This window comes from Pseudomonas sp. 02C 26 (assembly GCF_002843585.1).
GTDB classification, from domain to species: Bacteria; Pseudomonadota; Gammaproteobacteria; order Pseudomonadales; family Pseudomonadaceae; genus Aquipseudomonas; species Aquipseudomonas shirazensis.
In genome coordinates this window covers 43,319-67,811 of sequence record NZ_CP025262.1, presented here as the reverse complement: position 1 = coordinate 67,811, position 24,493 = coordinate 43,319, and the positions used below count along the sequence as shown (strand labels likewise).

Genomic DNA, 24,493 nt, shown 5'->3' with positions numbered 1-24,493 from the left:
TGCGCGCGAATGGTTCGAGGGATGCGACTGTTAGCGTAGATCAGGGTTCCGCAATCGGCACTGATAGGGGTCAGTCAGCCTGACTGATCCTGTAAAGAGTCGCGAATGTCATACCCGGAAACGAGAAGCACCGCGTTCTCCATGCGGCAACGGCTACGGTTCAAGAGGGCGTCAAACTCAAGGAAGAACCATGACATTCGCCGAATCCTACCTGCTGCGCCGTGGCCGCTGGTCCGAGCCTGGCAGGCGTTATTTACTGACCACGGTCACTCATCAGCGTGAAGCGCTGTTTGGTCAATTACACACAGCACGCATCGTTGTGCAGCAGCTGCGTTTGTCAGATCAGGAACAGGACTGCCAGTCGTTGGCCTGGGTGGTGATGCCAGATCATGTGCATTGGCTGATCGAATTGAAGTCGGTGACGCTGGGGACTTTGATGCGCAGGTTCAAGTCGAGATCCAGTCTTGCCTTGCACAAGGCCGGCGTTCGCTATGGGCCGGTTTGGCAAGCCGGGTATCAGGATCGGGCGCTGCGTAGGGAAGAAAGCATGCGCAGTGTAGCGACGTATATCGTTGAGAACCCAGTACGGGCCAAGCTTGTCGACAGCATTGGCGATTACCCGCATTGGGATACGGTCTGGCAGTAATTCCGTGTCGTGGCCTTCGCGGGTAAACCCGCTCCTACAGGGTTCTGAGGAACTCATGAAAATGAGGCGACCCAGCAAGTACGGATCACTCACACGCCATTGAAAGCTGAGCGGTATCGGGGCCGCCACTGGCACCGCGATGCTCTTGAAACGATCGCGATGCCTGTGGGAGCGGGTTTACCCGCGAAGGGCCGCGAAGCGGCCCCCGAGGTAGGTCAGACGGACGCTGCAGTCTGCGCCGGGCGACGTACCTGAGGCTGGCCAACGCTTGCCGCTGCACCCTCCTCAATAGCCTGCTGGATGGCCTTGCGGCGGTGCTCTTCAGCGCGGCGGCTGAAGTACCAGACCATGAAGGTCACCAGCGATACCGACAGCAGGATCAGGCTGGCCACGGCGTTGATTTCAGGTTTGACCCCAAGCCGCACTGCCGAGAACACTTCCATCGGCAAGGTAGTCGAGCCCGGCCCAGAGACGAAGCTGGCCAGTACCAGGTCATCCAGCGACAACGCGAACGACATCATGCCGCCCGCCGCCAGCGACGGCGCGATCATCGGGATGGTGATCAGGAAGAACACCTTCCACGGCTTGGCACCGAGGTCCATCGCCGCTTCTTCGATCGACAGGTCCAGTTCACGCAGGCGCGCCGACACCACTACCGCCACGTAGGCTGCGCAGAACGTGGTGTGGGCGATCCAGATGGTGACGATGCCGCGCTCCTGCGGCCAGCCGATCATCTGCGCCATGGCCACGAACAGCAGCAACAGCGACAGACCGGTGATCACCTCGGGCATGACCAACGGCGCCGTGACCAGGCCACCGAACAGCGTGCGGCCCTTGAAGCGGGTGACCCGGGTCAGCACGAACGCGGCCAGGGTACCCAGCGCCACCGCGGCGACCGCGGTGTAGCAGGCGATCTCCAGCGAGCGCATCACCGAGCCCATCAGCTGGGTGTTGTCGAGCAGACCGATGTACCACTTCAGCGACCAGCCGCCCCATACCGTTACCAGCTTGGAGGCGTTGAACGAGTAGATCACCAGGATCAGCATCGGCAGGTAGATGAACAGCAAGCCGAGCACCAGCATCAGCTTGGAAAAACTGAAACGCTTCATGCTCTGCCCTCCATCTCTTTGGCCTGGCTACGGTTGAACAGCAGGATCGGTACGATCAGGATCGCCAGCATCACTACCGCCAGCGCCGAGGCTACCGGCCAGTCACGGTTGTTGAAGAATTCCTGCCACAGCACTTTACCGATCATCAGGGTTTCCGGGCCGCCGAGCAGTTCCGGAATGACGAACTCACCCACCACCGGAATGAACACCAGCATGCAGCCGGCAATGATGCCGTTTTTCGACAGCGGCACGGTGATCTTCCAGAAGCTGTTGAAGGTACTCGAACCGAGGTCCGAAGCGGCTTCCAGCAGGCTCTGGTCGTGCTTCACGAGGTTGGCGAACAACGGCAGGATCATGAACGGCAGGTATGAATAGACCACGCCGATATACACCGCCAGGTTGGTGTTGAGGATCTGCAGTGGCTGATCGATCAGGCCGATCCACATCAGGAAGCTGTTGAGCAGCCCGTTGTTGCTGAGGATGCCCATCCAGGCGTAGACCCGGATCAGGATCGCGGTCCAGGTCGGCATCATGATCAGCAGCAGCAAAACCGTCTGGCTTTCCTTGCGCGCGTTGGCGATGGCATAGGCCATCGGATAACCGATCAGCAGGCACAGCACGGTGCTGATGAAGGCCATCTTCAACGAGCCCAAGTAGGCCGAGATATACAGCTCATCCTCGGTCAACAGCCCATAGTTGGCCAGGTTGAGCACCAACTGAATCTTGTCTTCGACGTAGGTGTAGATCTCGGTGTACGGCGGGATCGCCACGTCGGCTTCGGCAAAGCTGATCTTCAACACGATGAAGAACGGCAGCATGAAGAACAGGAACAGCCAGATGAACGGCACGCCGATCACCAGGTGCCGTCCCTCCGGGACCAGCCGCTGGAAGGCTCGCTTGAGCTTGCGGATTTTCATGAGCGCAGTACCACGCCGCTGTCGTCTTCCCACCACACGTAGACTTCGTCGCCCCAGGTCGGGCGGGTGCCCTGGCGCTCGGCGTTGGCCACGAACGACTGGACGATCTTGCCGCTCGGCAGCTCGACGTAGAACACCGAGTGGCCGCCCAGGTAGGCGATGTCATGCACCTTGCCGCGCGACCAGTTGTATTCGTAGCTCGGCTGCTCGGTGGTGACCAGCATCTTCTCTGGACGCAGCGCGTAGAGGATGCTCTTGTCCTCGACCGAGGTGGAAACACCGTGGCCGACGTAGATATTGCGCTCAAGCTCGGGGCTGGCGATCAGCGCGTGGCCCTCGGCGTCGTCGACCACCTGCCCTTCGAACAGGTTGACGTTGCCGATGAACTCACACACCAGGCGGCTGGTGGGGGTTTCGTAGATGTCGATCGGCGAGCCGATCTGAGCGATCCAGCCCAGGTGCATGATGGCGATGCGCTCGGCCATGGTCATGGCTTCTTCCTGGTCGTGGGTCACCATCACGCAGGTCACGCCGACCCGCTCGATGATCTGCACCAGTTCCAGCTGCATCTGCGAGCGCAGCTTTTTGTCCAGCGCGCCCATCGGCTCATCGAGCAGCAGCAATTTCGGCCGCTTGGCCAGCGAGCGCGCCAGCGCCACCCGCTGGCGTTGGCCACCGGACAGCTGATGCGGCTTGCGCTTGGCGTACTGGGTCATGTGCACCAGCTTGAGCATCTCGTCCACGCGGGCGTCGATCTCGGCCTTGGGCATCTTGTCCTGCTGCAGGCCGAAGGCGATGTTCTGCGCCACGGTCATGTGCGGGAACAAGGCGTAGGACTGGAACATCATGTTGATCGGCCGCTCGTACGGCGGCATGTCGGTGATGTCGACGCCATCCAGATAGATGCGCCCTTCGCTCGGCCGCTCGAACCCGGCCAGCATGCGCAGCAGGGTCGATTTACCGGAGCCGGAGCCACCCAGCAGGGCGAAGATCTCGCCTTTGCGGATTTCCAGGGACACATCGTCCACGGCAATTGTTTCGTCGAACTTCTTCGTGACCCGGTCGATCTTGACCAGCACCTGCTTGGGTTGCTGGCCACCCTCGAGGGCTTTCTTATAGGCACTGGAGGCAACTGCCATGAGTGAAACTCCCAACAAGATTTTTAAGCCCGCCCTCAAGGAGGCGGGTCTGGATGATTATTTGCCCGACTTGACCTTGGTCCAGCTGCGGGTCATCAAACGTTGCACCTTGGGCGGCAACTCGCTGTTGACGAACATCTTGTCCAGTACTTCCTGCGGTGGGTAAACCGCGGCGTCGTTCCTGACATCCTGGTCCATCAGCGCGCCAGCCTTGGGGTTCGGGTTGGCGTAACCGACGTAATCGCTGACCTGGGCGATAACCTCAGGCTTGAGCAGATAGTTGATGAAAGCGTGGGCCTCTTTGCTGTTTTTCGAGTCGGCCGGAATCGCCAGTACATCGAACCAGAGGTTGCCGCCTTCCTTGGGAATCGCGTAGGCCAGGTTGACGCCCTTCTTCGCTTCTTCAGCACGGGCCTTGGCCTGGAACACATCACCGGAGAAACCGGCGGCCACGCAGATGTCGCCGTTGGCCAGGTCGGTGATGTATTTGGAGGAATGGAAGTAGGTCACGTAAGGGCGCACGGCCAGCAGCTTTTTCTCGGCGGCGGCGTAATCCTTGGGGTTGCTGCTGTTGGGATCGAGGCCCATGTAGTTGAGCACCGCGGGCAGCATTTCGTCAGCCGAATCGAGGAAGGCCACACCGCATTTGGACAGCTTCTTCATGTTTTCCGGTTCGAACAGCACTGCCCACGAGTCGATGCTGTCGACGCCGAGCACGGCCTTGACCTTGTCGACGTTGTAACCGATGCCATTGGTGCCCCACAGATACGGCACGGCATAGAGGTTGCCAGGGTCGTTCTTCTCCAGGCGCTTCATCAGCGCCGGGTCGAGGTTGGCATAGTTGGGCAGCAGACTGCGGTCGAGCTTCTGGAATGCGCCCGCCTTGATCTGCTTGCCGAGGAAATGGTTGGACGGCACGACCACGTCATAGCCGGTACGACCGGCGAGCAGCTTGCCTTCCAGGGTTTCGTTGGAGTCGAAAACGTCCTGCACCGGTTTGATCCCGGTTTCTTTCTCGAAATCGGCGAGGGTGGTTGGCCCGATGTAGTCCGACCAGTTGTACAGATGCACCGTAGGCGCCGCTTGGACGCTGCATGCCAGCGTCAGGCCCGCTCCGGCCAGCAAGGCCTTGCGAAGTACAGATTTAGACAAGTGGATGCTCCTTGGCAAACAGTGCATTCGGTGACGGTAGCCGTCAGTGATAAAGGCGCCGCCAGACTGGCAAAACCGGCGCGCAACTTACCCTTGCAGGAACGCTGCGGCAAACTTATTCGTCGCAGTGCGCCTCCGGGCCGAAAACCGCGGCCCAGAGGCTTTCACTCAGGCTTACTTGCCCGACTTGATCTTGGTCCAGCTGCGGGTGATCAGACGCAGGGTGCCTGCATCGAGATCGCTGATTGCGTACAGCTGTTTCTTCACCGCATCCGACGGGTAGATGGCCGGGTCGCTGGTGATGTCCTTGTCGACCAGGGCAGTCGCCGCCTTGTTGCCGTTCGGGAAGCGCACGGCGTTGGTGATCTCGGCCATGACTTCAGGCTGCAGCAGGTAGTTCATGAACTGATAGGCAGCGTCGAGGTTGCTGGCATCCTTGGGGATGGCGACCATGTCGTAGAAGGTGCCGGCACCTTCCTTGGGAATGGTGTACGCCAGCTTGACCTTGTCGCCAGCCTCGTGAGCACGGGCTTTGGACTGTTCGAGGTCACCCGAGTAGCCGACTGCAACACAGATGTTGCCGTTGGCAAGGTCGGAGATGTACTTGGACGAGTGGAAGTACGCCACCGATGGGCGGATCTTCATGAACAGGTCTTCGGCTGCTTTCAGGTCAGCCTTGTCTTTGCTGTTGGTCGGCTTGCCCAGGTAGTGCAAGGCGGCCGGGATCATTTCGGTCGGCGCGTCGAGGAAGGTCACGCCGCAGCTCTTGAGCTTGGCCATGTTCTCTGGCTTGAACACGGTGTCCCACGAGTCGATCTTGTCCACGCCCAGCGCGGCCTTGACCTTCTCCGGGTTGTAGCCGATACCGATCGAACCCCACATGTACGGGAAGGCGTGCTTGTTGCCTTCGTCGCTGGCATCGCCAACGGCCTTGAGCAGGTCTTCGTCGAGATTTTTCCAGTTGGGCAGCTTGGAGCGATCCAGCTCCTGATAGACGCCGGCCTTGATCTGTTTGGCGAGGAAGTTGTTCGACGGTACGACGATGTCGTAGCCAGACTTGCCTGCCAGCAGCTTGGCCTCGAGGGTCTCGTTGCTGTCAAACACGTCGTAGACCACTTTGATGCCGGTCTGCTTTTCGAACTTGGCCACGGTATCCGGGGCAATGTAGTCCGACCAGTTGTAGACGTGGAGTACTTTGTCGTCAGCCTGAACTGCGGTAGCCATGGCACCCATGAGGGCGGCGGCCAGCAACGTCTTGCCCATTTTCTTCATGCGTAATGCTCCAGAATTTATTATCAAGCCATCTGTTCAGCAGCCAGGTCCCATGGTGCAAGCGCTGGGCGACTGAATCAGTCGCTAGTCTGGCAAGTTACAAGGCGCTGTATCAACAACAGCAGACCCTTGTAACCGCTTAATGTCACAACGCTAGCGTAGCAGGCGCTCATTTCACCGCTTCATAGGTCAAATCCAGGCACTTGCGCGCTTTTTCGACCAGTTCGTCGATCTCGGCATGGGAGATCACCAGCGGCGGCGCGATGATCATGGTGTCGCCCACGGCGCGCATGATCAGGCCATTGTCGAAGCAGAAGTTACGGCAGATCATGCCGACGCCCTTGCCCTCATAACGGCTGCGAGTTGCCTTGTCCTTGACCAGCTCGATCGCGCCGAGCAGGCCAAGGCCGCGCACTTCGCCTACCAATGGGTGGTCCTGCAGCTCACGCAAACGCTTTTGCAAATACGGTGCCGCTTCTGTCCTGGCGCGTTCGACGATGTGCTCATCGCGCAGCAGGCGCAGGTTTTCCAGGCCGACCGCAGCCGCCACCGGGTGCCCGGAGTAGGTGAAACCGTGGTTGAAATCGCCGCCTTCGCTGAGTGCCTGGGCCACCTTGTCACGCACGATCACACCGCCCATGGGGATGTAACCGGAAGTCAGCCCCTTGGCGATGGTCATCAGGTCAGGCTTGAGGTCGTAGTAGTCCGAACCGAACCACTCGCCGGTGCGGCCGAAACCGCAGATCACTTCATCGGCAACGAACAGGATGTCGTATTTGGCGAGGATCTCCTTGATCTTCGGCCAGTAGGTTTCTGGTGGAATGATCACCCCGCCAGCACCCTGGATCGGCTCGGCGATAAACGCCGCAACATTGTCTTCGCCGACTTCGAGAATCTTCTGTTCCAGCTGCTCGGCCGCCCACACACCGAAGGCGTCCGGGCTCATGTCACCGCCCTCACCGAACCAATACGGCTGAGGAATATGCACGATGCCCGGGATCGGCAAGCCGCCCTGCTCGTGCATGCCACTCATGCCGCCCAGGCTGGCACCGGCCACGGTCGAGCCATGATAGCCGTTGATGCGACCAATGATGGTCTGCTTGTGCGGCTTGCCCTTGAGCGCCCAGTAATGGCGAACCATGCGCAGCACGGTGTCGTTGCCTTCTGAGCCGGAGCCGGTGAAAAACACATGAGTCATGCCCGCCGGGGCCACGTCGCTGATCGCCTTGGCCAGCTCCAGCGCCGGCGGGTGGGCGGTCTGAAAGAACAGGTTGTAGTACGGCAGCTCGCGCATCTGCTTCTCTGCCGCCTGCACCAGCTCTTCACGCCCGTAACCGACCGCAACGCACCACAGCCCGGCCATGCCGTCGAGGATCTTGTGACCCTCGCTGTCCCACAGGTGCACGCCCTCAGCCTTGGTGATGATGCGCGGGCCCTTCTCCTTCAGCTGTTTGTAGTCGCTGAAAGGTGCCAGGTGGTGCTCACCGCTGAGGGTTTGCCAGTCACGGGTTTGCGGGTTGTTGACGCTCATGTGCTTCTCCGTTGTGCGACAGCCGCGCTCCTGCGGGCCGGGTTTGGTTCAGACGGCAAACAGCAGGAATTCACGTTCCCAGGAGCTGATCACGCGTTTGAAGTTTTCATGCTCGGCGCGCTTGGTGGCGACGTAGCCGGCGATGAATTTCTTGCCCAGGTACTGCTCCAGCTCATGGCAGTTCTCCATGCGTTCCAGTGCATCTTCCAGGGTCAGCGGCAGACGCAGGTTGCGCCGCTCGTAGCCACGGCCCTGCACCGGAGCGCTTGGTTCGATGGCCTGGATCATGCCGATGTAGCCACACAGCAGGCTGGCAGCGATGGCCAGGTACGGGTTGGCATCGGCGCCTGGCAGACGGTTCTCGACTCGGCGGTTCTGCGGCCCGGCATCCGGCACACGCAGGCCGACGGTGCGGTTTTCTTCACCCCACTCGACGTTGACCGGCGCCGAGGTGTCGGGCAGGAAGCGGCGGAATGAGTTGACGTTGGGGGCGAACAGCGGCAACACATACGGGATGAACTTCTGCAGCCCGCCGATGTGGTTGAGGAACAGCGCGCTCATGCTGCCGTCGGCATTGGCAAAGATGTTCTTGCCGGTCTGCATGTCGACCACGCTCTGGTGCAGGTGCATGGCGCTGCCCGGCTCGCCGGTCATTGGCTTGGCCATGAAGGTGGCGGCAACGTTGTGCTTGAGCGCAGCCTCGCGCATGGTCCGTTTGAACACCAGTATCTGGTCGGCCAGGTGCAGTGCATCACCGTGACGGAAGTTGATCTCCATCTGCGCCGTGCCGTCTTCGTGGATCAGCGTGTCGAGGTCCAGCTGCTGCAGTTCGCACCAGTCATAGACGTCTTCGAACAGCGGGTCGAATTCGTTGGCGGCTTCGATCGAGAACGACTGGCGGCCGGTTTCCGGGCGGCCCGAGCGGCCTACCGGCGGCTGCAGCGGGAAGTCCGGGTCTTCGCTGCGCTTGGTCAGGTAGAACTCCATCTCCGGCGCGACGATTGGCTGCCAGCCCTTGTCGCTGTAGAGCTTGAGCACTTTCTTCAATACGTTGCGCGGCGACAGCTCGATCGGGTTGCCCTTTTTGTCGTAGGTGTCGTGAATCACCTGAGCAGTTGGCTCGATGGCCCAAGGCACGAGAAACACCGCGTTCTCGTCAGGTCGGCAGATCATGTCGATGTCGGCCGGGTCGAGCAGTTCGTAATAGATGTCATCGTCGACATAGTCGCCGGTCACGGTCTGCAGCAGCACGCTCTCAGGCAGGCGCATGCCCTTTTCGGCGATAAACTTGTTGGTCGGCGAGATCTTGCCGCGGGTGATGCCGGTCAGGTCGCTGATCATGCATTCCACTTCGGTGATCTTGTGTTCTTTCAACCAATCGGTGAGCTGGTCGAGGTTGTTACTCATAAATACCTCAGGAGGTAAGGTGGCCCGGTCGGGATAGCTCGGGCAGTGCTGACGTCGGGCGTCGATCAAGGCGGTAGCCGGCTCGGCGCAAGGGCCGCAGCAGACCCGCGCCTTGATTCTGGATGGAGTAGCCGGGCATTGCAAAACTGCGCGCACAGGACGTCATCGGAACCACGCCGACGGCGGGATTCCTTGAAGCATTCACAGGGCAGAACAAGCGAAGGGGGTGCAGCAGACTGCGACGTAAGGCGTATGGACCGGGGCGACCGTCAATTATTGCGGCCAGAGCATCAGCCTCAGCAAATGGCTGAGCGTTGCCCTTGCGGCGGACGGATTGAGTCCCTGAAAGCACTGCACAGACAGCACCTGCAGGTCGCGACAAGCGGACCATATGACCCTCGTATTATTGTGTTTTGGGTTGCGACCGAGCTTAGCCTTGTTCATTTTTTTACACAACACCTCCGTAAAAAATAAAAGACAGGCAGGCCGAGATAACCCTTTTCGGCTTAAATAGCGGATAATGCTTCGCCCCGATATGCAGCAAATCTGCCGTAGATGTGCCATTTCAGGGCGTTAAGGGGTTGGCTTGACTTCGGTTTGCGTTTCCGATTGACTGGAACTGCAAGCCCCCCTTGATTGATATTTTTAACAACAAAGGTGTTGCATCATGTCGGTACCCCCGCGTGCCGTTCAGCTTAACGAAGCGAACGCGTTCCTTAAGGAACATCCTGAGGTTCTCTACGTTGACCTTCTGATTGCAGATATGAATGGTGTGGTGCGCGGCAAGCGCATTGAGCGCACCAGCCTCCACAAGGTTTACGAGAAAGGCATCAACCTGCCGGCCTCCCTCTTCGCCCTCGACATCAACGGCTCGACCGTTGAAAGCACGGGCCTGGGTCTGGACATCGGCGATGCGGACCGCATCTGCTACCCAATCCCTGACACCCTGTGCAACGAGCCGTGGCAGAAGCGCCCTACAGCTCAGCTGCTGATGACCATGCACGAGATCGAAGGCGAGCCGTTCTTCGCCGATCCACGTGAAGTGCTGCGCCAGGTCGTGAGCAAGTTCGACGACATGGGCCTGACCATCTGCGCCGCATTCGAACTCGAGTTCTACCTGATCGACCAGGAAAACGTGAACGGCCGTCCACAGCCGCCGCGCTCGCCGATCTCGGGCAAACGCCCGCAGTCGACTCAGGTCTACCTGATCGACGACCTCGACGAATACGCCGACTGCCTGCAGGACATCCTTGAAGGTGCCAAAGAGCAAGGCATCCCGGCTGACGCCATCGTCAAGGAAAGCGCCCCGGCGCAGTTCGAAGTCAACCTGCACCATGTGCCTGATGCGCTCAAGGCCTGCGACTATGCAGTGCTGCTCAAGCGTCTGATCAAGAACATTGCCTACGACCATGAAATGGACACCACGTTCATGGCCAAGCCGTACCCCGGCCAGGCTGGCAATGGCCTGCATGTGCACATCTCGATCCTGGATAAAGATGGCCACAACATCTTCACCAGCGAGGATCCCGAGCAGAACGCCGCGTTACGCCACGCAGTCGGCGGTGTGCTCGAGACCCTGCCCGCGTCGATGGCGTTCCTGTGCCCGAACGTCAATTCGTACCGCCGCTTCGGTTCGCAGTTCTACGTGCCCAACGCACAGAGCTGGGGCCTGGACAACCGTACCGTCGCCGTGCGCGTGCCGACCGGCTCGCCCGACTCGGTCCGCCTGGAGCACCGTGTAGCAGGCGCCGACGCCAACCCGTACTTGATGATGGCAGCGGTGCTGGCAGGCGTGCACCACGGCCTGACCAACAAGATCGAACCGGGCCCGGCGATCGAAGGCAACTCGTACGAGCAGCTTGATCAGAGCCTGCCGAACAACCTGCGCGATGCCCTGCGCGAGCTGGACGACAGCGAAGTGCTGAACAAGTACATCGATCCGAAGTACATCGACATCTTTGTCGCGTGCAAGGAAAGCGAGCTGGAGGAGTTCGAGCACTCGATCTCCGACCTCGAGTACAACTGGTATCTGCACACCGTGTAAATGAAAACGCCGTCTGATCAGACGGCGTTTTTCATTGTGGCGTGAGGTTTACAGGGTCTTCTCGAAGATCTTCGAGTTGCGCTGGAAGTTGTACAGCGAAGCCCGCGCCGCCGGCAGCCGCTCGACGCCACTGGGCTCGAAGCCGCGTTCGCGAAACCAGTGCGCAGTCCGCGTGGTCAGCACGAACAGGGTCTTCAGCCCGAGCGTACGCGCCCGCGATTCGATCCGCTCGAGCAGGTCATCGCCACGGCCGCCGTGGCGGTACTCCGGGTTGACCGCCAGGCACGCCAGCTCCCCCGCCGACGAATCGGCAATCGGGTACAACGCCGCACAGGCGATGATCAGACCGTCGCGCTCGACCACACTGAACTGCTCGATCTCACGCTCCAACACCTCGCGCGAACGGCGCACGAGAATGCCCTGCTCTTCCAGCGGGCTGATCAGCTCAAGCAAACCACCGACGTCTTCGATGCTCGCCTCACGGACGATCTCGAACTGCTCCTGCGCCACCAAGGTGCCGCCGCCGTCGCGGGTGAACAGCTCGGTGAGTAGCGCACCGTCTTCGGCATAACTGACGATATGGCTACGCGCCACGCCGCCCTTGCACGCCTCGCCGGCGGCATCGAGCAGTTCGCCCTGATAGTCGCTGCCCAGCCGTGCCAGGTGCGGCGCGATCTGCTGAGGGCGCAGCTCGCGCACCAGCCGGCCGTTTTCATCGAGCAGGCCGGGTTCGGCGCCAAACAGCAGCAGTTTGTCGGCGGCCAGTTCGATAGCAGCGCGGGTGGCGACGTCTTCGCAGGCCAGATTGAAGATCTCGCCGGTCGGCGAGTAGCCCAGCGGCGACAGCAGCACGATCGAGCGTTCGTCGAGCAGGCGATTGATGCCCTTGCGGTCGATACGGCGGACTTCACCGGTGTGGTGGTAGTCGACCCCTTCGAGCACGCCGATCGGCCGTGCAGTGACCAGGTTGCCGGACGCCACGCGCAGTCGTGCGCCCTGCATTGGCGAGGAGGCCATGTCCATCGACAGGCGCGCCTCGATTGCCACGCGCAAGGCGCCGACCGCGTCGATCACGCAGTCCAGGGTGGCGGCATCGGTAATGCGCATGCCGTGGTGGTAATGCGGGGTCAGGCCACGGGCGGCCAGGCGGCTTTCGATCTGCGGGCGCGAGCCGTGCACCAGCACCAGGCGTACGCCAAGGCTGTGCAGCAGCACCAGGTCGTGGACGATATTGCCAAAGTTGGGGTGATCGACGCCGTCGCCGGGCAGCATGACGACGAAGGTGCAGTCACGGTGAGCATTGACGTACGGCGAAGCGTGGCGGAGCCAGGTTACGTAATCGGGCATGACAGGGCCTGTGGCTAAGTGGACGGAGAACGGTCAAGACGCACAACGGTGCGAGGTCATCGTCGGAACAGGCTTGCGGTCACGCGCACTCTCCTCTAGGCAGGAACGAATCAGCTCAATGGACGTTTAGCTCAGGCAATAGTGCCTGATCAGGTCACGCAATAGACGCACGGTAGGCTCGATACGTGACATTTCAAGGTATTCGCCGGGCTGGTGAGCACAGGCGATGTCGCCCGGCCCAAGCACAATGGTCTCGCAGCCCAGCTGTTGCAGGTACGGCGCCTCGGTGGCGAAGGCCACCGCTTCGGCGCGGTGCCCGGTCAAGCGCTCGGCCACACGTACCAGCTCGCTGTCGGCGGCCTGCTCGAACGGCGCCACCTCAGGAAACAACGGTTTGTAGTCGATGCTCACCTGATGCTGCTCGGCCAGCGGCACCAGCTTGGCACGAATGGCCGCGCGCAGCTGCTCCGGGTCCATCCCGGGCAATGGCCGCAGGTCGAACTCGAGCGCGCACTGGCCGCAGATCCGGTTGGGGTTGTCGCCACCGTGAATGCAGCCAAAGTTCAGCGTTGGCGTCGGCACGGTGAACTGCGGGTTGCTGTAGGTCTGCTGCCATTGCTGGCGCAGGCCGATCATCTCGGCCATCACCGCGTGCATCGCTTCCATCGCACTGTGGCCCAGGCTTGGGTCTGACGAATGGCCGCTGCGGCCGAGAATATCGATGCGTTCCATCATGATGCCCTTGTGCAGGCGAATCGGCCTGAGCCCGGTCGGCTCGCCGATCACCGCTGCGCGGCCAAGCGGCTGACCGGCCTCGGCCAGGGCGCGGGCGCCGGACATCGAGCTTTCTTCGTCGCACGTAGCAAGGATCAGCAGGGGTTGTTTGAAGTCATGTTCGAGCAGCGGCAGCACGGCCTCGATCACCAGCGCGAAGAAACCTTTCATGTCGCAACTACCCAGCCCAACCCAGCGATCGCCCACCTCGGTCAGTTTCAGCGGGTCGCTCTGCCACAACTGCTCGTCGAACGGCACCGTGTCGCTGTGGCCAGCCAGAATCAGCCCGCCAGGGCCCGTGCCGCGGCTGGCCAGCAGGTTGAACTTGCCGGGGGTGACCTGCTGGATATCGCATGTGAAGCCAAGGTCAGCCAGCCAACCGGCGAGCAAGTCGATTACCACACGGTTGGACTGATCCAGTGCGGGCTGGGTGCAACTGACCGATGGCGCGGCGATCAGGGCGGCGAACTGGTCTTTCAGCGATGGCAACGGCATGCGCGGATTCCTCGAAAACGTCGGCCCATCATAACAACGCCTGACGTAGACGGCGCAAGGCCGCTGCACCGGGGCAACCGACCAGTCGGATCACAGCAGCACGGCTGACTGCTGTAGACTGCCTTGCAACGATGCCCCTCCTTCGAGCCCGCGATGCACAAAGAAACCGAACTCAAACTCCGCGCCAGCCGCGAGACTCTCACCGCCCTTCGTGAGCACCCCCTGCTGAAGAAGCGCAACAAGTCCGGCTGGCAGACCCGCGAACTGCTCAACCAGTACTTCGACACCCCTGAGCGTGAGCTGTCCGCCGCGCGTGTCGCCCTGCGTCTACGCCGCGATGGCGATGCCGTCATCCAGACCCTCAAGTGCCGTGGCCAGAGCGTCGCAGGCCTGTCTGAGCGCAACGAATTCGAGTGGCCGCTGGAAAAAGCCAAGCTCGACCTGAAAAAACTCGACGCCAGCTGCTGGCCCGAGCAACTCGCCGAGCTCGACAAAAAGACCATCAAACCGCTGTTCACCACCGACTTCACCCGCGAGTTCGCCGAGATCTCCTGGGGCCGCGGCAAGGCCAAAGTGGTTATCGAAGCAGCGCTGGACCAAGGCTTTGTCATCGCTGGCAAGCGCAAGGAAGAAATCTGCGAGCTGGAGCTTGAGCTGCGCGAAGGTTCCGCCGAAGCCCTGCTGGAACTGGCCGCCGAGCTGGCCGCGAGCCTGCCCTTGATGCCCTGCGACATCAGCAAGGCCGAGCGCGGCTATCGCCTGCTTGAGCCAGACAGCTACGAGCTGGACCTGCCGAGCGCCGAGCTCGACGCCGAAATGCCGGTCGACGATGCCTTCACCGCCCTGGCCTGGCAGTTGCTGGCGAGCAGCCAACGGCTGGCCGAGCAGTACCGCCACAGCGGCCACTGGCGCCTGCTGCAGGACTGGGTGCAGTGCCTGAGCGAGCTGCGCGCCCTGGCCGGCAGCATGGGCCAGGCCGCGCCGCGCGCGACCACCAGCGTCCTGCGCGCCAGCCTCGACGCGCTGCTGGAAGACTGGCGCCCGCTGGTACAGGCCGGTAACGACGACGAAGACGTCCGCCGCGCCGCGCCCGAGCAGTTCAGCGAAGAGCTGGAAGACCCACGCTGGGGCCAGTTCTCGCTGGAAACCTCACGCTGGCTGCTGGCCCGCGCCTGGACCGTCGAGCGCAAAGGCCGTGGCGAACGCCAGGGCAAGGCGCAGCTGGCCAACTGGCTGCAACACCTGGTCGGCGAAGAAGCCCGCGCGCTGAAGCTGCAAGAGCGTTATGTGCAGCAGCCGGAAGACCTTGGCGAGCAGTTGCCACGCATCGAAACCCTGCTGACCTGGCTGCGCCACGCCCGCCAGGTGCTCGACGTGCCGCAAATGGATCGCCTCTATGGCGAGCTGAACAAGCTGCACAAGCTGGCTGAGCAGCCGTTGGGCGAGGAAGAGAACGACGAACTGCTGATCGCCCGCGTCGAGCAGGCCCGTGCGATCGAGCAGAACCGCGCCTGGAAGCACCTGCTCAAGTCGCCGTCAACGCGCTAACGGCAGGCTGGTCGTGGACTTTATTTCGGACAAGGCCACGATCGAGTTGACCTCCTGGATCCCCGGCACATTCGACAGCTTTTCGAAGAAGAATCGTTCGTAAGCTTCGATGTCCGGGGTGACAATGCGCAACAGGAAGTCGACCGACCCCATCAGCACGTAACATTCCAGCACCTCGGGGAATTCACGGATCGCTTCGGTAAAGCCGGCGAAGTTGGACCGCCCGTGGGCGTTGAGCTTCACCTCGGCAAAGATCTGTGTATTCAGACCGACCTTCTTGCGGTCGAGCAGGGTCACCTGAGCGCGAATCACCCCTTCTTCCTTCAGCCGTTGAATACGCCGCCAGCAGGGTGACTGCGACAGGCCGACGCGTTCGGCAATCTGCGCGCTGGACAATGAAGCATCCTCTTGTAGCAGCTGAAGGATGCGCCGGTCATAGGCGTCCAGTTCGCTTTGCATTAATTATTCTCCAAGCCGCCAATAGGCGAATAGATCAATCTGCCTAGCTGACAAATCGTCTCAATCATAGCGAAAAAATGCCACCTGCCGCGTGGCAGAATTTCTTCCGTCCTGGAGGAGAATCACATGAACGCACTTGAACGGCCCGACACCCTGCCCCGCTCCGACGTCTGGGCCGCCAGCGCGGCGCACAGCCACGTGCGTTATCAACTGCAAGCCGAGGCCGAGCCAGACAGCCTGTGCCGAGTGCTGAACCTGTTCGCGATGCAGTTCCTCACGCCCAATAGTGTGCAGATGCGTCAACAGGGCGACTGGCTTGAGCTGGAAATCGGCATCGATGGTTTGAGCTGGCATCGCGCGGAAGTCATCGCCCAGAAGCTGCGCAATCTGGTTTGTGTCGGCGAAGTCGAGCTGAGCAACTTGCCGCAGTTGCAAGGCGTAGCAGCGGGCTGATAGGTGCTGGGCCTGCTTCGCAGCCTACAGGTTTAGGCGGCGCTACAAGTCCCGGTGGGAGCGGGTTCACCCGCGAAGGGGCGCAAAGCGGCCCCAATTTACTGAATACGACACAAGTTTCAGCCAGTAAAACCCCGCAATCGTTGCATCGACGCCAAAGCTGTCCAGACGGCTAGCCTTGCCTGTACCTTTTCGGCACGGACGCCGCCGCGATGCATACCCAAGACAGCCACGACCTCGACCTCAAACGCCTCCTCGACGCTCTGCTCGCCGACCACCGCCTGCAACCCGGTGACGTCCTGCGCGCCCTTGAGCAGCCAAACCAGTGCAGCAGCCACCCGCTCGAAATTATCGCCAGCCTGAACCTCAGCGATCAGCAGCGCCCCGGCCATGTCCTCGATCTGGACAGCCTGTGCCAATGGCTGGCCGATGTCGTGCAGCAGCCCTTCGTCCGGCTCGACCCGCTGCAGATCGACCTGGCCCAGGTCGGCAGCCTGATCTCGCGCGCCTTCGCCGACCGCCATGGCATCCTCGCTCTGGCGGTCGATGTGCACAGCGTCACCGTGGCCAGTGCGCAGCCCTTTCAGCGTGAGTGGGAGCATGATCTGGCACGCAGCCTGGGCAAGCGCGTCCAGCGCGTGCTGGCCAGCCCGGTGCACATTCGCCAACTGAGCCAGAGCCTGTTCCGCCTGGCCCACTCGGTGCAGGGTGCCGGCCTGCAACAGGATGCCAGCCTGGGCGAGCTTGAACAGTTGCTGGAGTTGGGCAAGCGCCAGGGCGAGGCTGGCGCGGAGGATGCGCACATCGTGCATATCGTCGACTGGCTGCTGCAGTACGCGATCGAGCAGCGCGCCAGCGATATCCACCTCGAACCGCGCCGTGAACAAGGCCAGCTGCGCTATCGCATCGACGGCCTGCTGCACACGGTGTATGCCTTTCCGCTGGCCGTGACCCTGGCGCTGGTGAGCCGCCTCAAGCATCTTGGCCGCATGGATGTTGCGGAGAAACGCCGACCGCAGGACGGTCGCCTGAAGACGCGGCTGGCCGGCGAGATGGAAGTCGAGCTGCGCCTGTCGACCCTGCCCACCCCATTTGGCGAAAAGCTGGTGCTGCGCCTGTTCGACCCGCAGCAGTTGCATGAGGACTTCGACCGGCTCGGCCTCGACGGCGAGCTGCGGCACCGCTGGCAGGCACTGCTGCGCCAGCGTCAGGGCATCATTCTGGTAACCGGGCCGACCGGCTCGGGCAAGACCAGCACGCTGTACGCGAGCCTCAAGCGGTTGGCCACGCCTGAGGTCAACCTGTGCACCATCGAAGACCCGATCGAGCGGCTGGAACCCGCTTTCAACCAGCTGCAGGTGCAGCCCAGCCTTGATCTGGGCTTTGCCAACGGCGTGCGCGCCCTGCTGCGGCAAGACCCGGACATCATCATGATTGGTGAGATTCGCGACCGTGAAACCGCTCAGGTGGCCATGCAGGCAGCGCTGACCGGCCATCTGGTGTTGTCGACCCTGCACACCAACGATGCCTGCGCAGCGATTGTTCGCCTGCAAGAGCTGGGCGTTGCCGATTACCTGATCAAAGCCACGTTGATCGGGGTGATGGCCCAGCGCTTGGTGCGCACCCTGTGCGCCACCTGCAAAGGCCAGTCAACGCAGCCGCCCATACCCTGTCGGGCATGCCGAAGTACCGGTTACCTGGGCCGTATCGGGCTATTTGAGCTGCTCACACCGGGTGCAGCCTTTCTCGGCAGAATTGGCCCGGCGACCGACCTGGCGGAGCTGCGTCAGCATGCCCTGCGCGATGGCCTGCGCGATCTGCGCAGCGACGGTGAGGCCAAGATCGCCCGCGGGCTGACCAGTCTGAGTGAAGTGCTGAGCGTCTGCAGCTGACGAATATTCCTTAGCGCGCAAGGAACTTGGCCTGTGTATCGAGCATCCAAGCAAGCATTATCCGCCCACCCTCCTAGGTACTTCAGCATGCGTTTCAAAACAGCCATCGCCGCCGCTGTCCTGCTTTCGCTGCCCGTTGGCTCGGCCATGGCCGACAGTTTCTGGCACAACGTCATCTCGTCCGGTGCAACTACTGCGTCGACCTACCTGACGTTCAAGGATCACAAGATGATCGTCGCTGCGCAGGACGATGCCGGCAGCTTCGTTGCCAGTGACGGGGCTATTCGCGGGCCGTTCCTTGAAGCTGCGATGCGTCAGGTACGAGCCGACAATCCAGGCCTGGAGGCAAGCGACATGCAACTGGCCAATGCCATCCTGGCCAAAAACGCTGTAGCTGAATAAGCCCGCGCTGTTGCTACCGATGGTGGCGACTGAGTGATAGCGACCGCTCCTGGGCCAGCCGTGCCGGCCCAGGAGCGATAAGCGCCGCAGTGGAGGCGATTACTCGCCGATAGCGGCCTTGTAGCCAGCGGCGTCGAGCAGCTTGTCCAGCTCGGCAGTGTTGGCCGGCTTGAGTTTGAAGATCCACGACTCATAAGGGCTGTCGTTGAGCGATTCGGGGCTGTCCGCCAAGGCTTCGTTGACCGCAATCACTTCGCCCGACACCGGCGCGTAGATATCCGATGCGGCCTTGACCGACTCGACCACGCCAGCAGCGTCGCCTGCTGCGAACACTTTGCCAACTTCAGCCAGCTCAACGAAAACCACGTCACCCAGAGCCTCCTGGGCGTGATCGCTGATGCCAACGGTTACCGTGCCATCGGCTTCCAGCCGTGCCCATTCGTGGCTTTCGGCAAAACGCAGTTCGGCGGGAATATTGCTCATGTCGTAGGGTCCTCGATGTCAGGGATCAGCGGTCGACCCGCCAGGTAATTGTTCAGATAAGAATCTTGCCGTGGCGCACGAAGGTCGGTTTGACCACCCGCACCGGGTACCACTTGCCGCGAATTTCGACCTCGGCGCGCTCGCCGGTGGCCATCGGCACACGCGCCAGGGCAATCGACTTGCTCAGCGTAGGAGAGAAACTACCACTGGTGATCTCCCCTTCGCCAATCCCGGCGACGCGAACTACCTGATGGGCACGCAGCACGCCGCGTTCTTCGAGCACCAGCCCAACCAGTTTTTCCTGCACGCCGTGCTCGATTTCATTGAGCAGCGCACTGCGGCCGATGAACTCGCGCTCGGCCGGCTGCCAGGCAATACACCAGCCGAGGTTGGAGGTCTGTGGGGTGTGCTGCTCGTCGATGTCCTGGCCGTACAGGTTCATGCCGGCTTCCAGACGCAAGGTATCGCGCGCGCCGAGGCCACTTGGGGCGATACCGGCGCCAACCAGGTCATTGAAAAAAACCGGGGCTTGTTCGGCGGGCAGAATGATCTCCAGGCCGTCTTCGCCCGTGTAGCCGGTGCGCGCGATGAACCAATCGCCCTCGGCCACGCCTTCGAATGGCTGCAGCTCACGGATCAGCGCTGCGCGCGACCAGGACACCAGTTCAGCCACCTTGTCGCGAGCACGGGGGCCCTGGATGGCGATAATGGCCAGCTCCGGACGTGGCGTGACGTTGACCTCGTAGCCGGCGCTGTGCGCCTGCAGCCAGGCGACGACCTTGGCTCGGGTAGCGGCATTGGCCACCAGCCGGTAGCCCGCTTCGGTGCGATACACGATGAGGTCGTCGACTACCCCGCCCTGTTCATTCAGCAGGGTGCTGTAGAGCGCCTTGCCTGTACTGCCGAGGCGGGCCACGTCATTGGCCAGCAGGTACTGCAAGCAGCGTGTGGCTGCTGGGCCATCGACATCGATCACCGTCATGTGCGAGACGTCGAATACGCCGCAGTCAGCGCGCACCTGATGGTGCTCCTCGACTTGCGAGCCATAGTGCAGGGGCATGTCCCAACCGCCAAAGTCGACCATCTTGGCGCCTAGCGCCAAATGCCAGTCGTACAAAGGTGTGCGCTGTCCCATGGGTTTCTCCTTCCGGGCGTGGCGAAGCGGCGACGGTCGGCGACGTTTAATCGTCACCTGATCTTGTAGGACCCGCCGCAGCGAATGGCGCGCATTGTAGCGGCAAGGGCGCGGACTGGCATCCTCAGTGAGTCTGACCCGGGCGACGGGCCGAACGGCGTATCAGGCCGATGACCGGCAACAGGCCGACCAGCACCAGCGTCAGCGCGGGCAGCGAAGCGCGTGCCCACTCGCCCTCGCTGGTCATCTCGAACACCCGCACGGCAAGGGTATCCCAGCCGAACGGGCGCATCAGCAAGGTTGCCGGCATCTCCTTGAGCACATCGACGAACACCAGCAAGGCAGCGCTGAGAGCGCCCGGTACCAGCAACGGCAGATAAACCTTGAAAAACAATCTCGGCCCGCCGACGCCGAGGCTGCGCGAGGCTTCCGGCAGTGACGGGCGAATCCGCTCAAGGCTGCTTTCCAGCGGGCCATAGGCGACCGCGATAAAGCGCATCAGATAGGCCAGCAACAATGCCGCCAGGCTGCCCAGCAGCAACGGCCGGCCGGCACCGCCCAGCCATTGCGACAGCGGCACCACCAGTTGATTGTCGAGGTAACTGAACGCCAGCATGATCGACACCGCCAGCACCGAGCCGGGCAAGGCATAACCCAGGTTGGCCAGGCCAACACCAGCGCGGATAGCCCCGGTCGGTGCCTGGCGGCGGGCAAACGCCAGCAGTAACGCCGCGCTGACCGTGATCAGTGCCGCCATCGCGCCAAGGTACAGGGTGTGCATGACCAGGCCGACATAGCGCTCATCAAGGTCGTGCCGGCCACGCTGCCAGAACCACACCAGCAGTTGCAGCAGCGGGATGACGAAGGCGCAGGCGAACACCAGCAGACACCAGCCGCTGGCCGCCCACGCCTTGAGCCCGCGCAGGTGATACAACGCCTGCACCCGTGGCCGCTCGTTACCGCTGCGGCTGGCACCGCGAGCGCGGCGTTCGCCATACAGCACCAGCATCACCACCAACAGCAGCAAACTGGCCAGCTGGGCCGCGCTGGACAGGCTGAAGAAGCCGTACCAGGTCTTGTAGATGGCGGTGGTGAAGGTGTCGAAGTTGAACACCGCTACGGCGCCGAAATCCGCCAGGGTTTCCATCAGCGCCAGGGCGATACCGGCGCCGATGGCGGGCCGCGCCATCGGCAACGCAACCCGCCAGAACGCCTGCACCGGCGAAAGGCCCAGGACCCGCGCTGCTTCCATCAGGCCTTTGCCCTGAGCCATGAAAGCGCTGCGCGCGAGCAGATACACGTAGGGGTAGAACACCAGCACCAGCACGGTGATTACCCCGCCGGTCGAGCGCACGCGCGGCAGGCGCATCGGCCCGAACAGCTCACGCAGGGCGCTCTGCACCGGCCCGGCGAAATCCAGCAGGCCAACGAATACGAACGCCAGCACATAGGCCGGAATGGCGAACGGCAGCATCAAGGCCCAGTCGAGCCAGCGCCGCCCGGGGAACTCGCACAGGCTGGTGAGCCAGGCAAGGCTCACCCCAAGCACGGTAACGCCGATGCCCACGCCAAGCACCAGGGTCAGGGTATTGCCCAGCAGACGGCTCATTTGGGTGTCGAGCAGGTGCGACCAGATCTGCATATCGATCGACTGCCATGACAGCAGCAGAACACTCAGCGGCAGGAGTACCAGAGCGGCGATCAGGCCGACCGGCAGATACCAGCGGCGTTGGGGAGCGTGGGACAAATCCAGAGTCTCGTTTATGAGTTGGGGCTGCTTTACGGCCCTTCGCGGCGGTCCGGCGTCCCGGCAAGCCCGCTCCCATAGGGAACGCGCGAAGTCTGACTCCAGCGTTTTACCTGTGGGAGCGGGATTGCCGGGACGCCGGACCGCCGCGAAGGGCTGCAGAGCAGCCCCATTGGCTTAACTGACCGGCATCACCCCGAAGGGAATTTCAAGCATAAAGCCTGGCGTTTAGTTCCAGCCAGCCCGATCCATCAGGCGAATCGCCTCTGCTTGGCGCTTGCCGGCCACTTCCACCGGCAGGCTGTCGGCCTTGAACGTGCCCCAGGCGGCCACTTCAGCCGATGGCTTGACCTGTGGGTTGGCCGGGAACTCCTGGTTGATGTCGGCAAACAGCTTTTGCGCTTCTTCGCCGGTCATCCACTCCACCAGTTTTTTCGCCGCCTCCGGGTGCGGCGCATGCTTGGTCAGGCCAATGCCCGAGAGGTTGATATGCACGCCACGGTCACCCTGATTCGGCCAGAACAGCTTGATCGGCAGATCGGGCTGCTGCTTGTGCAGGCGGCCGTAGTAGTAGGTGTTGACCACGCCCACGTCGCACTGGCCGGCTTCGATGGCCTGTAGCACAGCGGTGTCATCGGAGAACACGTCAGTGGACAGGTTGCCGACCCAGCCCTTGATGATCTGCTCGGTCTTGGCCTCGCCGTGAGTCTCGATCATGGTCGCGGTCAGCGACTGGTTGTAGACCTTTTTCGCAGTGCGCAGGCACAGGCGCCCTTCCCACTGCTTGTCGGCCAGCGCCTCGTAGGTGCTCAGCTCGCTCGGTTTGACCCGCTCGGTGGAGTAGACGATGGTCCGCGCACGCAGGCTCAGACCGGTCCAGTCATGGGACTTGGCGCGGTACTGAGGGGGGATGTTGGCGTCGATGACGTCCGACTTGATCGGCTGCAAAATGCCCATCTGCTCGGCCTGCCAGAGGTTGCCGGCATCCACGGTCAACAGCAGGTCAGCCACGCCGTTCTGGCCCTCGGCCTTGATGCGCTGCATCAGCGGCGCTTCCTTGTCGGTGATGAACTTGATCTTGACCCCGGTCTTGGCCGTGTAGGCGTCGAACACCGGCTTGATCAGCTCATCGATGCGCGAGGAGTACACCACCACTTCGTCCGCCGCCTGCACAGTGCCGCCGAACAGGGTCAGGGCCAGGGCGGCCAGTAGGTGCTTGCGTGGCAACATCGGGTATTCCTCGCGGGTGATTGAGCTGCGAATGGTAGTGAATACCATTAAGCAGCTCACCCGCTGAGCAGTTACCAGATGTTGCAGTCAGGGCCGGGCCAATTCCGGCAGATCGCCAGACAAGCCCAGCGCCTGCCGTACGAACAGCGCCTTGGCCTCAGGCAACTGCTCGACCAGCTTCAAACCGCTGTTGCGCAGCCAGCGCAGCGGCAACGGATTGGCCTGGAACAGCCGCTCGAAGCCCTCCATAGCCGCCATCAGCGCCAGGTTGTGCGGCATGCGCCGGCGCTCGTAGCGGCTCAGTACCTTCACATCCGCCAACCGCTCGCCGCGCTCGCAGGCCCGTACCAGTTCTTCGGCCAATACGGCGGCATCAAGCAAGCCCAGGTTGACGCCTTGCCCGGCCAGCGGGTGAATCACGTGGGCGGCATCGCCGATCAATGCCAGACCTTCAGCCACATAGCGCTTGGCGTGGCGCTGGCGCAGCGGCACGCAGACCCGAGGGTCAACCTCAAGGACCTGACCCAGACGCCCCTCAAAGGCGCGCTGCAGCGCCTCGACGAAGGCGGCATCATCCTGCTTCATCAGTTGCTCGGCCTGCTCTGGGGTAGTCGACCAGACGATCGAGCACCACTGCTGGCCGCCATCACGCGCCAGCGGCAGAAAGGCCAGCGGCCCCTCGTCGGTGAAGCGCTGCCAGGCGGTGGCCTGGTGCGCCTCGCTGCAGCGCACGCTGGTGACGATGGCTTGGTGCAGGTAGTCCCACTCGCGGGTTTCGCAGCCGGTCAGGTGGCGCACCGCCGAGTTGGCGCCATCGGCAGCGATGACCAGTGGTGCGCGCAGGCGACGGCCATCGGCCAGGGTCAGCAGCCACTCATCACCGGAGCGGCGCATCTGCTCCAGGCGGGCATTGGCCAGCAGGCCGATGTCGCTGTCGAGCAAGCGCTCCAGCAGGCCGTCCTGGACTACCCGGTTTTCGACGATGTGGCCCAGCAGGTCGGCGTGCACACTGGCCGCCGAGAAGTGGATCTGGCCGGTGCCGCTGCCGTCCCACACGTGCATGTCGGTGTACGGCGACAAGCGCCGGGCGACGATGCCATCCCAAGCGCCGAGGCGCTCGAGGATGCGCTGGCTGGCTGCCGACAAGGCACTGACCCGCGGCTCGAACGCGGCTTGCTGGTCAAACGGCTTGACCGACAATGGGCCGCCGTCGAGCAGGACAACTTGCAGGCCGCTGTGGCGCAATGCCAGGGCCAGGGCGCTGCCGACCATACCGGCACCGACAATCAGTACATCTGCGCGCGTTTCCAT

The 24,493-nt window shown here is 62.2% G+C and carries 21 protein-coding genes; 6 read left to right on the top strand and 15 right to left on the bottom strand.

Annotation, left to right across the window (positions count from 1 at the left end; translation table 11 throughout):
• Nucleotides 1-190: 190 nt before the first annotated feature.
• Nucleotides 191-646, top strand: coding sequence for a transposase (locus CXQ80_RS00315; RefSeq protein WP_101315322.1), 456 nt, complete (start codon nucleotides 191-193; stop codon nucleotides 644-646).
• 215 nt (nucleotides 647-861) lie between these two features.
• On the opposite strand, the gene CXQ80_RS00310 is transcribed toward CXQ80_RS00315, so the two are convergent.
• The 7 genes from CXQ80_RS00310 to CXQ80_RS00280 form a co-directional block, all read right to left on the bottom strand.
• Complete coding sequence (locus tag CXQ80_RS00310; RefSeq protein WP_101315320.1) at nucleotides 862-1,755, bottom strand: ABC transporter permease subunit; 894 nt, start codon at nucleotides 1,753-1,755, stop codon at nucleotides 862-864.
• Nucleotides 1,752-2,672 carry an ABC transporter permease subunit gene (locus tag CXQ80_RS00305; RefSeq protein ID WP_101315318.1) on the bottom strand — a complete coding sequence of 307 codons (921 nt, stop codon included), beginning with the start codon at nucleotides 2,670-2,672 and terminating at the stop codon, nucleotides 1,752-1,754. The genes CXQ80_RS00310 and CXQ80_RS00305 overlap by 4 nt, the downstream gene beginning before the upstream one ends.
• Nucleotides 2,669-3,811, bottom strand: a complete 1,143-nt coding sequence (gene potA / locus CXQ80_RS00300; RefSeq protein ID WP_101315316.1) for a polyamine ABC transporter ATP-binding protein — start codon at nucleotides 3,809-3,811, stop codon at nucleotides 2,669-2,671. The genes CXQ80_RS00305 and potA overlap by 4 nt, the downstream gene beginning before the upstream one ends.
• 57 nt (nucleotides 3,812-3,868) lie before the next feature.
• Nucleotides 3,869-4,963, bottom strand: a complete 1,095-nt coding sequence (locus CXQ80_RS00295; protein WP_101315314.1) for a polyamine ABC transporter substrate-binding protein — start codon at nucleotides 4,961-4,963, stop codon at nucleotides 3,869-3,871.
• Between the two features lie 174 nt (nucleotides 4,964-5,137).
• Complete coding sequence (locus CXQ80_RS00290; protein WP_101315312.1) at nucleotides 5,138-6,235, bottom strand: polyamine ABC transporter substrate-binding protein; 1,098 nt, start codon at nucleotides 6,233-6,235, stop codon at nucleotides 5,138-5,140.
• 169 nt (nucleotides 6,236-6,404) lie between these two features.
• Nucleotides 6,405-7,766: an aspartate aminotransferase family protein gene (locus tag CXQ80_RS00285; RefSeq protein WP_101315310.1), complete on the bottom strand. Its 1,362-nt coding sequence runs from the start codon at nucleotides 7,764-7,766 to the stop codon at nucleotides 6,405-6,407.
• A 48-nt stretch (nucleotides 7,767-7,814) separates the two neighbouring features.
• Nucleotides 7,815-9,173, bottom strand: a complete 1,359-nt coding sequence (locus CXQ80_RS00280; RefSeq protein ID WP_101315308.1) for a glutamine synthetase family protein — start codon at nucleotides 9,171-9,173, stop codon at nucleotides 7,815-7,817.
• A 667-nt stretch (nucleotides 9,174-9,840) separates the two neighbouring features.
• Between CXQ80_RS00280 and CXQ80_RS00275 the strand changes: the two genes are divergently transcribed.
• A complete protein-coding gene (locus tag CXQ80_RS00275; protein ID WP_101315306.1) occupies nucleotides 9,841-11,217 on the top strand; it encodes a glutamine synthetase family protein in 1,377 nt (458 codons plus the stop codon).
• Nucleotides 11,218-11,265: 48 nt separating this feature from the next.
• On the opposite strand, the gene argA is transcribed toward CXQ80_RS00275, so the two are convergent.
• Nucleotides 11,266-12,564: an amino-acid N-acetyltransferase gene (gene argA / locus CXQ80_RS00270; protein ID WP_101315304.1), complete on the bottom strand. Its 1,299-nt coding sequence runs from the start codon at nucleotides 12,562-12,564 to the stop codon at nucleotides 11,266-11,268.
• A gap of 126 nt (nucleotides 12,565-12,690) precedes the next feature.
• A complete protein-coding gene (argE, locus tag CXQ80_RS00265) occupies nucleotides 12,691-13,833 on the bottom strand; it encodes an acetylornithine deacetylase (protein ID WP_101315302.1) in 1,143 nt (380 codons plus the stop codon).
• A gap of 153 nt (nucleotides 13,834-13,986) precedes the next feature.
• Here argE and CXQ80_RS00260 point away from each other — a divergent pair, with 153 nt between their 5' ends.
• Nucleotides 13,987-15,381: an inorganic triphosphatase gene (locus CXQ80_RS00260; protein WP_101315300.1), complete on the top strand. Its 1,395-nt coding sequence runs from the start codon at nucleotides 13,987-13,989 to the stop codon at nucleotides 15,379-15,381.
• Here CXQ80_RS00260 and CXQ80_RS00255 read toward each other — a convergent pair.
• A complete protein-coding gene (locus CXQ80_RS00255; protein ID WP_101315298.1) occupies nucleotides 15,370-15,840 on the bottom strand; it encodes an Lrp/AsnC family transcriptional regulator in 471 nt (156 codons plus the stop codon). The two genes, CXQ80_RS00260 and CXQ80_RS00255, sit on opposite strands and share 12 nt — an antisense overlap.
• A gap of 126 nt (nucleotides 15,841-15,966) precedes the next feature.
• Between CXQ80_RS00255 and CXQ80_RS00250 the strand changes: the two genes are divergently transcribed.
• From CXQ80_RS00250 to CXQ80_RS00240, 3 genes are all read left to right on the top strand, one after another.
• The gene (locus CXQ80_RS00250) at nucleotides 15,967-16,293 is read left to right on the top strand and encodes a hypothetical protein (RefSeq protein ID WP_101315296.1); all 327 of its coding nucleotides are present in this window, start codon (nucleotides 15,967-15,969) and stop codon (nucleotides 16,291-16,293) included.
• A 212-nt stretch (nucleotides 16,294-16,505) separates the two neighbouring features.
• The gene (locus CXQ80_RS00245; protein ID WP_101315294.1) at nucleotides 16,506-18,185 is read left to right on the top strand and encodes a GspE/PulE family protein; all 1,680 of its coding nucleotides are present in this window, start codon (nucleotides 16,506-16,508) and stop codon (nucleotides 18,183-18,185) included.
• A gap of 87 nt (nucleotides 18,186-18,272) precedes the next feature.
• Nucleotides 18,273-18,587, top strand: coding sequence for a DUF2388 domain-containing protein (locus tag CXQ80_RS00240; protein ID WP_101315292.1), 315 nt, complete (start codon nucleotides 18,273-18,275; stop codon nucleotides 18,585-18,587).
• 99 nt (nucleotides 18,588-18,686) lie between these two features.
• Here CXQ80_RS00240 and gcvH read toward each other — a convergent pair whose 3' ends face one another.
• From gcvH to CXQ80_RS00215, 5 genes are all read right to left on the bottom strand, one after another.
• Nucleotides 18,687-19,070 (bottom strand): glycine cleavage system protein GcvH, encoded by a 384-nt coding sequence (gene gcvH, locus CXQ80_RS00235; RefSeq protein WP_101315290.1) that lies wholly within the window; start codon nucleotides 19,068-19,070, stop codon nucleotides 18,687-18,689.
• Nucleotides 19,071-19,122: 52 nt separating this feature from the next.
• On the bottom strand, nucleotides 19,123-20,205 hold the full coding sequence (gcvT, locus tag CXQ80_RS00230; protein WP_101315288.1) for a glycine cleavage system aminomethyltransferase GcvT: 1,083 nt from the start codon (nucleotides 20,203-20,205) through the stop codon (nucleotides 19,123-19,125).
• 124 nt (nucleotides 20,206-20,329) lie between these two features.
• Nucleotides 20,330-21,952, bottom strand: a complete 1,623-nt coding sequence (locus tag CXQ80_RS00225) for an iron ABC transporter permease (protein ID WP_101315286.1) — start codon at nucleotides 21,950-21,952, stop codon at nucleotides 20,330-20,332.
• Nucleotides 21,953-22,180: 228 nt separating this feature from the next.
• Nucleotides 22,181-23,182, bottom strand: a complete 1,002-nt coding sequence (locus CXQ80_RS00220) for an extracellular solute-binding protein (protein ID WP_101315285.1) — start codon at nucleotides 23,180-23,182, stop codon at nucleotides 22,181-22,183.
• Between the two features lie 87 nt (nucleotides 23,183-23,269).
• On the bottom strand, nucleotides 23,270-24,493 hold the full coding sequence (locus tag CXQ80_RS00215; RefSeq protein ID WP_101315283.1) for a 2-octaprenyl-3-methyl-6-methoxy-1,4-benzoquinol hydroxylase: 1,224 nt from the start codon (nucleotides 24,491-24,493) through the stop codon (nucleotides 23,270-23,272).